We start from the raw sequence: 15,280 nt of genomic DNA, 5'->3' as shown, positions 1-15,280 counted from the left end.
AATACTTAAGGTTGATTCCTGCGGACTCCTATAGGCCGTAAATGACTAGAAAGGCAGAACGCGACAATATCAAACGTAGCAATTTAACAGATCATCGCCACATCCATTATTACATAGCAGCTGCATCAACAACGGGCTTGGCAGGAATAATTCACCTTGCCCTTGTAGTCAACGCCATATTGCATAATGTCTATACAAACACCATCACTCTCTTTTTGATTGGAGGGATTGTTCAGGTATTCTGGATTGTTCCTATTCTGAAGCGATGGGGAAGGGTGTGGTACTCTGTAGGCATTGCAGGTACTGTTGTCTTTATTGCGTTATGGGCCATTACCAGAATGCAGGGCAATCCTATTACCCATAGAGCATCACGTGTTGGTCCGATAGATATTGCCACAGAAGTGGTGCAGTTGGCGTTTATTGGATTATGCATTGTCATCTTGGCCATAGAAAATAGAAGAATCCGGAAAGAGATAATGTAAGGGAAAAGCAGGCATCTCCAATATTGGTGGAGTATTTTTTTGGTCATGATTGCTGTTCTTCCCGGCAAACAATAGTATTATGAAGAAAGAAAGATGCATAAACATCAACCAGAAGCGCAAATATATGCGGTCTAATCTCGTCTTGAGCGGCGAGGCAAATGAGAAAGAATCCTTCTTTATGTGTGTGTGCCGAGGAATGTCAAGGTAGACCGAATTGGATGCGCACACGAACCTGCACTTAAAATCAAGATATCATAACTCTTTAAAGAATCCAATCATCAAAATGTTGCAGATAAGATGACGGATAGAAAATTCGTTCTCTTTAGTTCTCTGCCTATTGCCATACTATCATCCCTTGTTGTAATATTTGCGGCGAGTTTGCATCTTGCAAATGCACAAAGTATACCGGCAGATTCTGGAATAGGAGTAGTAGATACGTCTCCAAATGCTGCCGTGATAATTATCGATACAGACGCTTCTGGCAATATAGTGTTCAAACCAAATAATGTCACGATAAAGATTGGAGAAGAGATACTGATACTTAACAACAGCACTTCGCCTCAATCTTTTACATCTGGCAAGTCAAGCAATGATCCTACCTCTGGAACTATGTTTGATACGGGGTTGATTCAGCCAAAGCAATTTACAGAGTATACGGCAGCTAACTTGAGAGAAGGACAATATCCATTCTACTCGACAGCTGCTCCAACAACCGCGACAGGTACGCTTACCATTGTAGCGGCAAAGCAGTAGATAGCTAGATAGAATGTCCGCGATGGCCTTTACTGTGGACGGACATTGTTGTGGCGGTACTGTCAAGAATTCGTCGAATAGAAGTTTATCTCATTAAGCAGTCATCCGACATTTATTAAACAGTACACTCAATCTACTGCTTTATCAAAACTGGCACATTTTCTGGTCCATCTTTCGCTTCAACGAGACTAGGTCCCTTTGTCCTCTTCTCCCTTAACTTTGCCTTGTACTTCAAGTTCCTTGGCTTTGTCCTCAGCCTGTACCCACAGCACGGACACCAGAGTCCATTCCATTGCATAAATATTTCACATATCTGACAACGCTTCTGTCCAGATTCATACCTGCCGACACCCATCGGCTTTTGAGCCTTGTGACGGATGCATATCCCCTTGCAAGTCAAACTACAATCGTACCTCCGAATGGCTCGTGTTCATCATTGATAAACGAATTGCTAGCACCTTACTGGGTTCGTTCTAGAATGAAGTTTTCTATGCGCTTGTCATGTTAGCAGTATAGTTTGTCATATGGAAATGAGGGCGCGGGGTCGAATCTCACTTTCTCCACCGAGCTTAAGAGACGAAGGAGAGTGCGAGTGTGAGCATTACATATCGCTATTTCCTAAGACTCTGAAAGTATGTGCCTACAAGATATATCGCATACCGATATGATCGACTGCAAACAAAAGGTGAAGTCCCAAGCAATGTGGGGGGGGGCGAGGCGTTCAGGCATTGAGCTATAGGACAAGCCGGAAATACTTGCCTGCTGTTTGATGACATAACACAAGGATATGGCACGTTATGCAGATTATTGTCGTTGATGGCGATGAGGATAATAACTATACCAAATTGATTCTCTTGGCACAATCCCAATGATATTTCCTGGCCTTCTTTCTTCTTGAGTGGTAGAAATACGCGTCTCCAAGACTGATCAGCTTCCCACAGTAATTGCATATGGGTAGCTTGTTGCTCCTTCCCCACATTTTTCTAATGGTGACAAGATCCATTATTTTCGGTTTTGCCGTCCGTATTTTCTCTACCCTAATGATCGATGGGTCATGTTCGTTCTCGTAGTTCAATACAGCATTCTTTCACAGAAAGAGTGTATAACTTACATGTGTACAGTGCAAGGCACAGAATCTATCTATTTTGGACGCACAGAAGAGAAGAAGAATGATTATTCATCGCAGAGCAGAAAGCAGACGTCTTGAATATCTAGGCATTTCTTTGCAAACGTGGGATAATCTATCTGACAGTCAGGACATACATTATTCCGATCTGTCGTTTTGTCATAATCGTGCCGATTTTGGTCGTCCATTAGTTGTTACCGTAATATCCTGCACTCAGAATTGAAAAAACACTCGGTGTACAGAGCATGGCTCTGCGCCTGCTGTACATGATGCCGCATGCAATGGGATGAGCAAAGGTCAAGCAATCTCCGGCAAATGGTGCCGGCTTGTAACTGCCGCCGAAAAAAGGAGAGATACTACACTAGAGCTGGTTGACTTGTTTGCTCAAGGCGCCGCGATATCGCTGCATGCAAAAAGTAGAGAGCAACATAATCAGTGCCATCTAGCCTCGTACCCGCATCCAGTATACTTTTGAATTGGTTATGAGCAAGTCTTTTCCTTGCGCCAATAATGCGGCGCTTCAGGCAACACTTACAAGTATAGCAGCAACATTTTGTGCGCTTCAATTTGGTCAGGCCAGAGCTTGGAGCAAGATCTTGCGGAAAAATATCTGGAATATTCAGTACAAAATTGTCACTAGAAATTTCTACTGAAACTTTAAGAATATCATCTGTGGCTTTTTTCAAGATGTCAAGCCTTACAGAAAAAACCAGAAGAATGTTCTTGATCCCTTCGTTGTTGGTCGTTGGCTTGGCGGTCGCATCGGTAATAATGACGGCTGCTGTAGGAGCGCCATCTTCGATGCTTGCCTTTGCGCAGACCACCGCTACCACGCCAAATCAGGCAGCAACAACAACAGCAAATCAGACCGCAGGAACAATAAGTCTCACGCAAGCAGCAAAGGATTTTCTAAATGACAACCTGAACGCGACAATGATCGACGCCGCAAGTGCCGCAGAAGACCAAGTACCAAATGGAGCAACTGTCGCAGCACACTTTGGCATATTGCAGGGAAGCCTGGTCTATAACGTCACTGTAGCAGACACCGATACTGGCAATGCCTTTAATGTCTTTGTTGATGCGGCAAGTGGAAAAATCCTCTCAAAATCTGCAGCGTTTCCAGTCGACACACTTGGCTTACCTGCGGGGTTTGACAATGCAACCAAAACTCTAATCGATGCCGCAGACGTGGCAGAGAACCAAGTCCAGAATGGAATGGTGGTTGCAGGATCAATTGCGACTGCTGCACAGGCAGAAGGTGGTGCCTTGGTCTATTTAATCACGGTAGCCGACATTGACAACGGTACCCTCCATGAGACAAGGGTGAACCCAACCACAGGAAGCATAATTTCTTCGGAAGTTGTGCCTCTGGGCGAGTTACACATCGGAGACCTCTTCTGACGCATCATCATGCCGAAGAGCTGAAGGTACTCACATAAAGAAAGCGACTAGCTAGAGACATTCGCTATAGGCAGCAGCCCTCCTCTTTGTTTTTTTATTTTTTTATATCATTCTCGCCGACCCTCGAATGAACGACGCAGCACGGTCAGGTCTACCTATACGTCGAAAAACCTGGCGCCCCAGCTCCAGAAATGCCGCAAGCGCTCGGAGCTCTGCAACGGGATCAAAAGCGCTCTACAAGGGTGCACGCAAGAGGAAAAAAATGTTCTCACGCTCTTCTCACCCGTACACATGATAGACAGAGAGATGGTGAGAGAAAAAACATACCGAGCATTTTCGAGCGCCTCTAGATGATGATCATAATAATTTTAATATGATTTTCTAATACGACTTAGACATATAGAAAACTGGCTCTTGGCTACTACGATTTATAGGAGCTGACCGGCTTATTCATCATCACATCCATTATTGCTATGCAATCGATGTTGTAGCTTCTCCAGTCTGGACGTTTCAATGATATACGTTCAACATGCAACGTAGCTTGAATTGCGTTTTCGTTATTACAGTCTCCATAATCTTCAATGTTGCTGCCACTGCCGCTACCATTATCCTTCTCAGATAGAGAATGAACCACTGCCACTACAGCCATAGAAGGAATGGTCCATTGTCTTCGCTGTATTCTCTCAAGAACCTTGCAGTGTTCGCCTCTACGGCACTGGTAATCTCACTAATGCTGCCTCTTGCCAGCTGGAAGGCGGTCGCGGCACCTGCATCAGCTGCCATAGCGGGCGTGGCAATTCACGATGATGACGGTGGCGGTGGTGAGGAGGAAGAGGATGGCAACAATAGCAGCAACAAAGAAGCAGCAGCATCGACATGCAGCTGTGTAATTTTTAGGCTTGATGACGTACAAGACGAATGGCTGGAACCTGTTCAAGCTGCCATCATCGATAAGTTCATCGAAAAGAATGCACCGCTTGACTTGGCTGTGATAATGAACTCGATTGGAAACGATCCTGCAATAGTCACCAAGGTGAGGCAGGCCCTAGCAACAGGCTTGATCGAAACGGCGCTTCACGGCTGGAACCATGTATCCTATGCTAACCTTACACTATCAGAGCAACACGATACTCTCAAGGCAGCCAATGAAAAGATGCAGGACCTGTTTGGAAGAAAGAGCGCCATTTTCGTACCGCCGTACAACGAGTATAATGAAAATACGCTCAAGGCAATGAACCAACTGGGCTTGAAGATCATAAGTCCCGAGTTTGATTCAGAGATAGAGAGCATATACAACCCGGACGAGCCGGATAGCCCAGACAACAAGGTGTACAAGGCAATAGCCGGCGGCTCTGACACCATCATCAAGGACCAGTTTGGCGTGTACCACCTTCCGCAGGTGATTGGCTTTTACACGTACGATTCAGACCCCCCGACAAAGACGCCGCTTTCCAAAATTGAAAGCCAGATAGACAGCGCAATTGCCAGCTACGGCTATGCGGTGGTGACTCTGCACCCGCAGGACTTTACGGTAAAGGATGCAGGCAACAACCCAACAGAGGAACTCTCAGGGAACGAGATTAAGGACCTTGACACCCTGATAACATGGATAACGGACAGTGGCTACTCCATACAGACATTTTCACGGGCAAGCCACGTTCCGCTTCCGCCAATAATTGATAATGTTCCCCCGGATATCACGGCACCTCCTGACAAGGCAATCGTCTCCTCGTCCAAGCTAACCAAGGTTGACGACCTTGGAAGCCCGACAGTTTCTGACAATGCAGACCCTAGCCCGTCTGTGAAAAATGATGCCACCACAAGACATGGAAAAGGAGCCGGCTCGTTCTTCGTGTTTGAGCAAGGGACAACCAAAGTCACTTGGACTGCCACAGATAAAGCAGGCAATACATCAAATGCAACCCAATATGTGACGGTTGCTTCGACCAATGACACTGTCGCACCCATCGGCACGATTGACGCTCCTACGAATGGAACCATAATTAAAGGAAGCCTTTCCTCTCCTCCTCCTTCCACTAATACTACCACTACTGGTACCGCGGGCGCCTATATTCAGGTGAGGGGAACAGCCTTTGACTACGAATCTGGAGTCAAGGTTGTAGAGGTGCGAACAAATGACACAGAGTACGAGATAGCAAATCAAGTGACTCCAGGCAGCTGGTCAAATTGGACTGCAACTCTATTGGTTACGCATTCAGGAGACACAGAGGTTGAGGCACGAGTCACGGACTTTTTTGGCAACCAGAAATGGGAAACAAACGTGGTAAAGGTTTCATTGGATAGCAAACAATGAGATATACCATCAATATCGGGAAATGGCAAAAAGAGCATCTATGCTCTACCACTCTTGATAGAGCAGGAGCGGATATGACAGGGCCACGGCTGCACATCAATGCAGAGAGCGGATGATGAGTACTTTTATGCTTGGCCTTGTGCTTGGAACGACTCTATACCTCATGCTCATGGTACGATGCCTTTCCACCGCGCTCTCTGACCTTCTCCTTCTTTGACTTCTCCTCTAGCCGCGCTTCTTGAACAGGCTCTCTGGATGTCCTGCCCTCAAAGAACGCCTTGAGCGAACCCTTTTCCATGGCAGGATATCTGCACTGGCTTTGTGAGGACTCTCCTCGGTGTCACAATAACAAGCACCTTCTTTCCAATCAGGTGCCTTTTCCGAAGAGCCCTTGGAGTAGTTGCCTAGCCTTTCTTTGTGACAGTGACTACGGTTTCACCCTCTAACATTTTTACCAGCAATACCATTTCTGAAGTAACACATCACTTTTGTGTATTGCTTAAGCAGGAATACAAACAGGGAAAGAACAGACAAGCACAAAAGCGCAGATGCGGCAGCGAGGGGCATAACTCTATGTCGGCGTTCGAGCTCTACTATTATCTTAAAAGAGATAACTTGCACACGCTTGCTTACTGCCAATTGAAGAAGTCGCCACAAAAATTGTAGTCAGCAAAGATGTAGTCATTCGCGGTTGCCTGTTGTTTTTGTCGAGATATCATAACGACTGTGCGTACGGTTTAGTCGATATCATGACACAAGCAAAGATGGTAAAAAAGGATCGCGACTCTTGATTATTAGTAATACTGTAGTAGTTGTGGCGCACACACCAATAAAGCGTACTAGTAACCGAACCAAATTTGAAATTTTACATGATATTCTACAGTTGTGTCTGACCCCGCAAAAGAAGGCGCATATCATGAGCAGGACAAACCTGAGTTTTGAACGGACAAATCACTATTTGTCTTTCTCTGTGGTAGTCGTATACTGTCTGTGCCCCAAGTCAGTTACCCCCTCGTACCTACTTTTTTTCTAGCAGCCCGCTTTCAAACAAGAAAGGCCGTAAAGCATTGCGAGCATTAGCCGCCTCGATTGAAGCAATAGGATCGATTTTTGAGATAAGGCTGACTGACTGCCAAATTGCAAACAATGGCATAACAGGCAAGAAAGAGTACTAGTCGATAATCTGGCAGACACGATTGATCTATCAATGCATCGCTGCAGTAACAACTTCAAACGATAGTGCCATCAATGATGCTCCTGCCGACGCAACCAAAGCGGCTAGTTCTCGCCGCTTGTGTTTTAGTAGCGCCTCAATGTGGCTAATCAACTTCATAATGCCGCGAGGCTTCTTCATGAATGCATCGACCTTCGATGCTATCTCTGATTTTTCAAATTCTTCTCGCTCTAAATCTGAGTCGCTCATAAGGATAATTCTTGTGTTCTTGTCTACGCCGTAAATCAGTCGCACCAATTCAAAGCCGCTTATTTTTGGCATTTTTGCATCAATGATTGCAATATCGTATTTTCTCGCGGAAAAATGCCGAAGTGCAATTTCTGGCCGGTCGAAAATATCTCGACATAGCCTCGCCATTCAAGTGCCGTACGCATGGCAACAACAACATTGCGATCGTCGTCAACTAGCAGTATTCTAGCCATGTTCGACAAGTGCAGATGATACTACAGTTGTATTTAAGGCGATCCGGTTACAACGCCGTTTGGCTATAAGTTCGAGAGGGAGACATGAGAGGGTTCTGTTCAATCTTCGGGGGTGGAAAAGGTGTTAAGCGTCGGGTGGTGAACACCTGATTCAAATTACGAAAGACCTTTTGTTTTGGTGCGATTTCGATTAGCAGTTTATTTACGTCGTGGGGCGCTGCTTTGATGGTTCTTTCTGTGGTCTCCGCAGTCATTTTGATAATGGGTTGCACTTGTCTGATATGTAGCGGGCATTCAAGCGTAAATGCCCATCTATTCTTTCTTCTACTGTTTTGACCGCCACTAAATCTGAGCTCCGGGCAGCCCCAGATAAGCGAGCTAGTACCTTGGGGAGAAGGAGGGGATTAAGGATAAGGCGAATAGCAAAACCTTCTAAGGTTTGCCTACTCAGAGATTATTTACTATGCGAGGCTATAGAGCAGTACTCACGCGACATACATCCGCGTCTCCATTCGAGTGTAGTCCTGCTTCTGTCATCTCACTCAGCCCCCGGGGGCGCGGATGTTTAATCAAAATTGCCTTTCTAGTGTATGGCTGTACGCGATTTGATTATCCTGACCGATAAAGCAAAGGCCGTAGTAAATGTACTTGAATTCAAACAGTTGACTACCGGGCTATCAGATGAACAGAGAAAAGAGCTAGGAGAAGCCAGAGTACAACATCTGACAGGCGAAAAGTCAAGCTTAGACAAGTTCTCATGAGTGCAAGAACGAAAATAGAAAACTCCTATAGAAACAAAGATAATCGAAATTGCAATACTAGTTTTTGCCATAAAAATTTAATGTCGCCGAAAATGGTAATTCGTCTAACCGCTGCTAGAGTAAGACTATGTAATTCACTCGCACAAGACTTTTGAGTTTACAAGATAGGCAGACTTCGGTTGGCTTGTATGTATGAGACGAAGGTTTCAGCGCGGCAGCATGTACGAGGCGACATCATACGAAAGGCGATTGAAAAGAACGGCTACTTTAACGAGCGTTTTAGTGAGGTTATTATTAAAACACTAGAATATCACGGCATTGTCTTTGACGCCGAACATTACTATTCGCTCTATGATGTTGAAAGGCGAATGCAGAAATTGTTAGGCAAAGAAATCTCTTGGAGCGTAAGTAAATTGATAGAAGTTGGCGTACGGAACCAATAGTTGCTCATTGTTACAAGAGAGCACACACACTCTCGAACTATAAGGATCAAAAATACGAAAAGCATAAGAGCATACAATCTGCGATAGGTCTTCGCAGGTTCTTGAACAAGGTAAAGATTTCATCACAGCCAGTTCGCGGCGACGTTCTACAAAAGGCGCTCGACGACCTTGATTTATGGGGCGAAGAATTCAGCAGGGTAATTGCAAAGATTCTACAGGCGAACGGCCTAGTCTTTGACGCCAACTATTACTACTCACTTGACGATATCGAAAAACCATTGCGACGGTTCTTGGGCAGAGAAAATGCGCGGCAAATTTGCGAAGTCATCAAGATTGGTATACAAGTACAGTATTTTTCAAGTATTCACGATACCTAGAGGATGAGTTGTAAATTTGTCAGCTCATAATTGCAAGCATCAAAAATTAATCGAGTAAATTATTATATGGAATTCTCTGGGTTATTCTATTCATTGACTACGCCTCTGAACATTTGCCGTGCACTGCTTGCATCTCACAAAGGCATCAGATTCGTAGGATTGGCAAGTAGGAATGGCGAATTGGTGGCTCATTTGCAACGCAGAGGAATGACTGCATTGTTGGATAATTCTGAATTGGAGGTTTCGGTGGTCCTGTCTTTGATAAGAATGGCTACCAGGTCATCGCTTTCCCGCAAGCTTGGCAGTGTTCTATACTCAATCACTGCATACGAGAATATCCAGAGGATTACCGTGCCAATCTATAACACAGTTAGCGAGCTTGACGGGATTCTAATGATATCAGTCGATGCAGACGTGGAAATACGAGGGAATACAGGCAAGATGATCCTGGATAAAGCTGAAGAATTGATTTCTCCTTTGAGACACTCTCAGAGTCTGTACTAGCCAACGGTGAAAAAATACTAGTCACTTTTTTCGGTCAGTTAGATCGCATCGTAGCAATTAACCAACCAACCCCTATGCAAGCGATACTAGATAACAAGATCATGCATTCACACACGCGCTCTTTATGTTTCTGACTTGGGCAGAAAGGACACACATTTATTTTTTTGAAAGCCTAGTAGCTTACCGTTCGCTCGCCTAGCCAGACCCTTCTTTAGGATTTTGCAAATGCTCTAGATCCTTCTTGTTTACTTTTGTAGGATCGTGAGGATTCTGTTTTAGCTCTGCTGGTGCACTCTGGGGTTTCTTTGCTTCTTCGTCTTTTCTGACATCTTCGCTCATACCGGATCTCTTTAGAAATAATTTAAAGGAGTTAGGTCTATGACACCACCATCACCGCCATTGGCGGTCGTCGTTTTCCTTTGAAACCTCGTCGTCCATCCAGAGATGTTGAAGAAGGAGGCAAACTTTCGGGTGACTGTATTTCCGTAATCCAATGGTCCTGTCCCGGCTCATGGTGCAATGTTGTGGGCTCGCAGGAGACAGGACCAAGTATGGTCGTCTTTTTTTCTGCATTTTGGTGTCTGTAATCATGATATAAAAAAATTCGATTAACTTGGTTATTGAACCCAAAACGGGATCATCAGATATTTTGCTGCATGTCGGTATAAAATACAGTCTTGGCTCTCTCCCCAGCAGCATCATGGCCACCGCAAGTCATTTTAGAACTAGAAGGGATAACTAACCTTGAAGAGGGCAAAAACATACATGTTTGGAATCACTATGCTTCTAATGAGAATATCCGATTGGATAGCCGAACGACAGCATAGAGAGAGAATGCGTTGTAGCATTTGCGGCCAAAGATTCGAGACGTATCGGGCCGTTGAGCAGCACAAGAGAGAAGTGCACGGAGCTGCAGCAGCTTGATGGAAGCAAGATAATCTAGAATTGCTAACACAACTGTTTTAGTATTCTTTGAGTTCAACAATTAATGACTTGGCTACTAGATTTGCCTCTAAGAAGAATATGTGTATGTATTTCCGCGCTCTGTAATCATCAGATTACATATGCAACTGTCCGTACACGTGATGTTTATAGAGTGAACAACGAAATTAACTGCTGGTAATTGGGTTTACCTGGCTCTGTGTTCCGGTGGAGAGCAAGGCCTTCGGACCAGAGCCAACGTCATCTCTCTCTCACATCATCTTTAACTACATACATACTGTTGGCGCAACTCTGCTGAGCGAAGCTCTCTGTCTTGTATGCAAATGTGCGCGTGTGTGTTTATACACACACACGAGTGTCCTCTACTATGTGTGTATCAATCAACGCTCATTATTTCTTTCATATCATCATCTACTTTCAATCCTACAATATGCATGGCAAATGACGTCCTGTTGGTTTCGAAAATTATTTGATCGTAGGCTTTTTCATCCGGCGGCAATAGTTCCTGCAAGACGGCAGAAAACATGCCCTTGTAATAGAGCGACCAATTCTCTCCCATATCGTGATGAATCATGACAAAGATGGTGTAATCTGGCTCGAACTCTTCCTTGATCCGCAGGTCAAAACCCAGAACTCTGCATCTCAGCCTAATCCACTGTATGAAGCTCTTTAGGTTATAGCCTGACTCAAATAGCAAAAAATCCCTTATGGTCTGATCTTTCTGCATCTTGCCAACCTCCTCGATTTCCTCCGGGGTAAGTTTCTCAAGCATGGTCTTTACCATGCTCTTGTGAAGGGGCATGAAGCCTAGCCTTTCCTGATAACGACCCCATGAGATGTACTTTTTCAAGACCGTGGTTATGAACGAGTTAACGCTGGCATCATCTTTGGCAGCTTCAATTTTCAAGGACTCTAGCAGGTTGGATGGGATGCGCAGTAACAGAGGTCTGCTTTTACCGGCTAGTCTTTCTTTTTTTCCTGCCATTGTAACTCGCAGCTGTCGCTGCTGCTACCCCTGTTCCTTTTTTTCTGCTCCGTGTATCCTGAAGAATAGTTTTGCTGCTGCTACTACTACTACTATTGTTATTACTGATCTTCTTGTTATTGCTTCGGTTGATGTTGTTTTTGTCATTCCTTTCTGACTGAAGAATAGCAGCTGCTGCTGCATATCTTTTGATGTGACACAACCCCTGCCAGACTCTCTGGACAATATGATAATAATACTTGTGAATACAGAGCAATCATGCGCAAATGAATAGAATCACAAAAAAATTGCGCGGCAGGCAGATGTGTGGTTTTTTACATATATTATGAAAGACTAGGGAAGATAGGAAAATCAGAATGTAAAATGTCTGTTTGTGGGTTAGGTCGCCGTCTATAGTGGTCAAAGAAAAGTGGAGGAAGGTGTGTGTATGTGGAGGTAGATGAGCGAGAAATAGAAGAGAGGGAAGAAAAATCCGGCGGTCTTATTTTTTCCTCCTTCTTACTTTACGTTCACAGTTCCTGTCATCCATGGGTGCAGGGAGCAATAGTAATCGTAGGTACCTTGTTCTGCGAATGTATGCTCAAATGTCTTTTTTTGCGAGATAAGATCCGATGCAAATACGCCCTCTGCCTTGCTGGCGACTATGTGGAACGTGTTGTCGTCATTTCTCCAAGTTACAGTGGTTCCTGCGTTTACGGTAATGCTGGATGGTTCAAAGCTCTTGCTGTCATCAGCTGCCGCACCCTTGGGCATGACCACCGTGTTGGTTTGCACTGGCACAGCGCTGCCGGCTTCTACTTTTTTGTTTGCCTCCTTGCCATTGTTGCCATTAACCCCATCCATCATCTGATGTCCACCATGTGGCGACTCTGATAACGATGCATCTACACTTGGCGTTCCAGACGCATCTTGCTTTTGCAGCTTTCTTGCAAGGTCTTCCTGCCATCCAATCATGTTGATTGATTTTGTTTTGGCAATGTCTACGCCGTCTACTGCGCTTGTAGGAGCATTTGTGACGTTAAAGTAGGCCATTGTGCCCTTTTCCTCCGGCAGGCCATGAAGGTGGAATAGGTATCTTCCCTCCCAAGGCCACTTGGCCTCAAATATTGCACCATTGCCTGCGGCTACCTCCCATGTCTGTACCTTCATAGGCGTATTTTCCCAGATTCCTGATGCGTAGGCATCAAAGATGGTGCCGTGGATGTGGAAGCCGTATGCTGGTGATGCACCCATGTTTACGTAATACACTCTGACTGTCTCGTTTGTCTTTACTTCTAAGGGATGATCCCAGTACTGGTCTGCATAGCCGTTAAAGAAGACGTACTCGGGGTTGTTTGTAACTTGGTCCTTGGTGTCATATTCGCCTGCCACTAGAACGTATTCCCTGGCTGGCGAAAGGCCTTCCTTTGGATCGACTATCAACGCACCATAAAGACCCATACGTATGTGCTGCGTCACAGGCATCACGTGGCAATGGTACATCAACGCTCCGGGAGGCCCAGCGATAAAGTCGTACGTGTACGTCTCGCCGGGTTTGACCACCTGAAAGACTCCATCATCCTTCTCATCATGGTCGCCATGAAGATGTATTGTATGAGACATTGGAGTTTTGTTTATGAAGTGAAGGACAACTCTGTCCCCTTCTGTGGCTCGAAGGACGGGCCCCGGTATCGTCCCATTGTATGTCCAAGCTTCAACTCTGACCCCAGGTGCTATTTCAAGCGTCGTATTTTCTCCTACTAGCGTGTACTCGACAGTTTTCTGCGCATCTCCACGCGAAGTGTCGTCGTCTGCCGTTCCTTTCCCCTGTGCAGAATTCTGCAGTATTTCTTCGGAATTGCCTGGCTGCAGAACAAAGTATCCACTAACTCCTGTTAGCGCTATGGATGCCGCTACTGCAACGGCAAGAGTCATCATAGGAAATTTCTTCGTCGTCGTCTTCATCAACACAAATTTTCCGGGTGTGGCATTTAGCGAGGACGTTTATTCTGCAAGCAATGCAGGAGCATTGATTACATGTGATATCAGTGTGAATGCACAGATAGTTGGATGATATAAGAAAAAAGGAATAACAACAACAAAAGGTCTATTCGAGAGTCAGAGCAAAACATCTCGCTGCAAAAGCAAAGGGCAAGAGAATAATACTATATCGCAAGAAGAAGAACAACAACAAGACATTATCACAGTCATCATCAAAGAAAGCAGAGGTAGCGGCAGCTCCAGAGAACAATGCCGCAACAATCGTGGCCTAAAGCCCTTATTGGGAAGAAAAAGAAATCCTTCTCTCTCTTTTTTGCGCTCGGCGTTGTGTCGATATTTCATCTTAGATAAAGGATACTCAAATTCAGTCCATAGTGTTTCCATGAACTATATCGGTATAACTTAAAACCTCGTATGTAGAAAAAGGGAAGAGGATTTGGACTTTGAGCATACATTCGCACAACAAGATATTCATTGTTAGTGTACTCAGAGGAGTAGAGCCAGTGGCGCAGGCAAAAAAAGCTGAAGTACCTTTACCTAGTAATGAGGAATTGAACAGATGTATCTTCAAGGATTGACGATGCTAACTCAGGTATCCACAAACGAACCGCTGTACGGAAAGGTCGAGCACATTATCATAAGTCACGAAAAGATGAAGGCATTTCTAGTTCCAATTGATCAAGAACATTACTTGGGCATCGGTTGCGCCAAGCCTTATGATGCTGCTATCATAATCAGAAATGCTGAAAGAATCATGGCTGAAGCGGATGTTTGAATCTCACAATACAAAATCATAACTCTTCTAAAGAGGCGGGGGAGGGCGGTTGTATATCCGCGCCAAGAGCTCAGGTTATTATGTAATCGATTCAGGGTATGTGCGGAGCTCGTAATGCGAGATACAGGGTGTCGAGCACCAGGCATTGTTGCGGGTGATTTATCGATGTCATACATATTTTGACAAACTGTAACCTGCCAGTGACTACGTGTTTTGTCTATATGGCCCCTACCAGGACCAAGTGCACAAATTTGGTAGGGGCAGTTACGGCGTCTCTACGTTGGGGCTATCAGGCACTACTACCGGCCGTTGTATGTGCCCGATAGAACTAGTTCACGTTCATAGTAAAAATGACTTACTTTCGCTAAAGACGCACTATCAATCGAATCGGTGCTCTTGTACGATATGGCTGCGTGCTAAAGTGACATGAAAATACCTAGAGAAATTGGCTGCCCAAACGGTGACTAGTCTGTTAGGTAGCACACTTGGTTTAGACAATATCGGCGACTTGTTTTCGTACATCGACGAATAAAGCACGACAGAATCAAAATAATGGCCTAGCATCATAGATAAGGCGCAAAATAACACATTTGTCTCTTTTTGACCAAATGTGTCAACTTTGCCCATTGTCGAACCATTTGCAATTACAATAACGAGACATACATTAATACTCGTGACAGTCGATCTTGTTTTGCGCGAGTCAGCATGTTCGGGCGTTGTGGCTTTATGGGGTATAGTATCATGTTGTGACTTGCTCGGGTATGAAACGCTGGCTCGCGCA

General features: G+C 44.9%; 17 protein-coding genes. 9 read left to right on the top strand and 8 right to left on the bottom strand.

From position 1 onward, the window contains the following. Positions 1–137: 137 nt before the first annotated feature. Positions 138–482 (top strand): hypothetical protein, encoded by a 345-nt coding sequence (locus NTE_RS00930; protein WP_226987099.1) that lies wholly within the window; start codon positions 138–140, stop codon positions 480–482. 297 nt (positions 483–779) lie between these two features. Then, the gene (locus tag NTE_RS00925; RefSeq protein ID WP_148699313.1) at positions 780–1,235 is read left to right on the top strand and encodes a cupredoxin domain-containing protein; all 456 of its coding nucleotides are present in this window, start codon (positions 780–782) and stop codon (positions 1,233–1,235) included. Positions 1,236–2,070: 835 nt separating this feature from the next. Here NTE_RS00925 and NTE_RS00915 read toward each other — a convergent pair. Together NTE_RS00915 and NTE_RS16160 are read right to left on the bottom strand one after the other, a co-directional pair. After that, positions 2,071–2,310, bottom strand: a complete 240-nt coding sequence (locus tag NTE_RS00915) for a hypothetical protein (RefSeq protein WP_148699312.1) — start codon at positions 2,308–2,310, stop codon at positions 2,071–2,073. 407 nt (positions 2,311–2,717) lie between these two features. Further along, positions 2,718–3,194, bottom strand: a complete 477-nt coding sequence (locus NTE_RS16160) for a hypothetical protein (protein ID WP_158384925.1) — start codon at positions 3,192–3,194, stop codon at positions 2,718–2,720. On the opposite strand from NTE_RS16160, the gene NTE_RS00910 reads away from it, so the two are divergent. After that, on the top strand, positions 3,163–3,762 hold the full coding sequence (locus NTE_RS00910; protein ID WP_158384923.1) for a PepSY domain-containing protein: 600 nt from the start codon (positions 3,163–3,165) through the stop codon (positions 3,760–3,762). The genes NTE_RS16160 and NTE_RS00910 overlap by 32 nt on opposite strands. Before the next feature lie 730 nt (positions 3,763–4,492). Continuing rightward, complete coding sequence (locus NTE_RS00905; RefSeq protein WP_158384921.1) at positions 4,493–6,076, top strand: polysaccharide deacetylase family protein; 1,584 nt, start codon at positions 4,493–4,495, stop codon at positions 6,074–6,076. A 154-nt stretch (positions 6,077–6,230) separates the two neighbouring features. Here NTE_RS00905 and NTE_RS16155 read toward each other — a convergent pair whose 3' ends face one another. Further along, positions 6,231–6,374, bottom strand: a complete 144-nt coding sequence (locus NTE_RS16155) for a hypothetical protein (protein WP_158384918.1) — start codon at positions 6,372–6,374, stop codon at positions 6,231–6,233. Positions 6,375–6,890: 516 nt separating this feature from the next. Here NTE_RS16155 and NTE_RS17485 point away from each other — a divergent pair. Continuing rightward, positions 6,891–7,109 (top strand): winged helix-turn-helix domain-containing protein, encoded by a 219-nt coding sequence (locus NTE_RS17485; protein ID WP_226987098.1) that lies wholly within the window; start codon positions 6,891–6,893, stop codon positions 7,107–7,109. A gap of 171 nt (positions 7,110–7,280) precedes the next feature. Here the strand turns inward: NTE_RS17485 and NTE_RS00895 are convergent, their stop codons facing one another. Next, complete coding sequence (locus NTE_RS00895; protein ID WP_148699309.1) at positions 7,281–7,667, bottom strand: response regulator; 387 nt, start codon at positions 7,665–7,667, stop codon at positions 7,281–7,283. A gap of 1,014 nt (positions 7,668–8,681) precedes the next feature. On the opposite strand from NTE_RS00895, the gene NTE_RS00890 reads away from it, so the two are divergent. From NTE_RS00890 to NTE_RS00880, 3 genes are all read left to right on the top strand, one after another. Next, positions 8,682–8,936 (top strand): hypothetical protein, encoded by a 255-nt coding sequence (locus NTE_RS00890; RefSeq protein WP_148699308.1) that lies wholly within the window; start codon positions 8,682–8,684, stop codon positions 8,934–8,936. Positions 8,937–9,037: 101 nt separating this feature from the next. Beyond that, positions 9,038–9,313, top strand: a complete 276-nt coding sequence (locus NTE_RS00885; RefSeq protein ID WP_148699307.1) for a death domain-containing protein — start codon at positions 9,038–9,040, stop codon at positions 9,311–9,313. Between the two features lie 219 nt (positions 9,314–9,532). Next, complete coding sequence (locus NTE_RS00880; protein ID WP_148699306.1) at positions 9,533–9,817, top strand: hypothetical protein; 285 nt, start codon at positions 9,533–9,535, stop codon at positions 9,815–9,817. 195 nt (positions 9,818–10,012) lie between these two features. Here the strand turns inward: NTE_RS00880 and NTE_RS16145 are convergent, their stop codons facing one another. The 4 genes from NTE_RS16145 to NTE_RS00870 all read right to left on the bottom strand — a co-directional run bounded on the left by NTE_RS16145 (position 10,013) and on the right by NTE_RS00870 (position 13,688). Then, positions 10,013–10,156, bottom strand: coding sequence for a hypothetical protein (locus tag NTE_RS16145; RefSeq protein WP_158384914.1), 144 nt, complete (start codon positions 10,154–10,156; stop codon positions 10,013–10,015). Between the two features lie 979 nt (positions 10,157–11,135). Then, the gene (locus NTE_RS00875; RefSeq protein WP_148699305.1) at positions 11,136–11,744 is read right to left on the bottom strand and encodes a hypothetical protein; all 609 of its coding nucleotides are present in this window, start codon (positions 11,742–11,744) and stop codon (positions 11,136–11,138) included. 24 nt (positions 11,745–11,768) lie between these two features. Next, on the bottom strand, positions 11,769–11,969 hold the full coding sequence (locus NTE_RS16140) for a hypothetical protein (RefSeq protein ID WP_158384912.1): 201 nt from the start codon (positions 11,967–11,969) through the stop codon (positions 11,769–11,771). A gap of 273 nt (positions 11,970–12,242) precedes the next feature. Further along, the gene (locus NTE_RS00870; protein ID WP_226987097.1) at positions 12,243–13,688 is read right to left on the bottom strand and encodes a multicopper oxidase domain-containing protein; all 1,446 of its coding nucleotides are present in this window, start codon (positions 13,686–13,688) and stop codon (positions 12,243–12,245) included. A 610-nt stretch (positions 13,689–14,298) separates the two neighbouring features. Between NTE_RS00870 and NTE_RS00865 the strand changes: the two genes are divergently transcribed. Then, positions 14,299–14,499, top strand: coding sequence for a hypothetical protein (locus NTE_RS00865; RefSeq protein WP_148699304.1), 201 nt, complete (start codon positions 14,299–14,301; stop codon positions 14,497–14,499). Positions 14,500–15,280 lie beyond the last annotated feature (781 nt).

The sequence above is a fragment of the Candidatus Nitrososphaera evergladensis SR1 genome, from assembly GCF_000730285.1.
Taxonomy (GTDB): domain Archaea; phylum Thermoproteota; class Nitrososphaeria; order Nitrososphaerales; family Nitrososphaeraceae; genus Nitrososphaera; species Nitrososphaera evergladensis.
The sequence above is the reverse complement of the archived record's forward strand: the minus strand, read 5'-3'. Positions and strand labels throughout refer to the sequence as shown.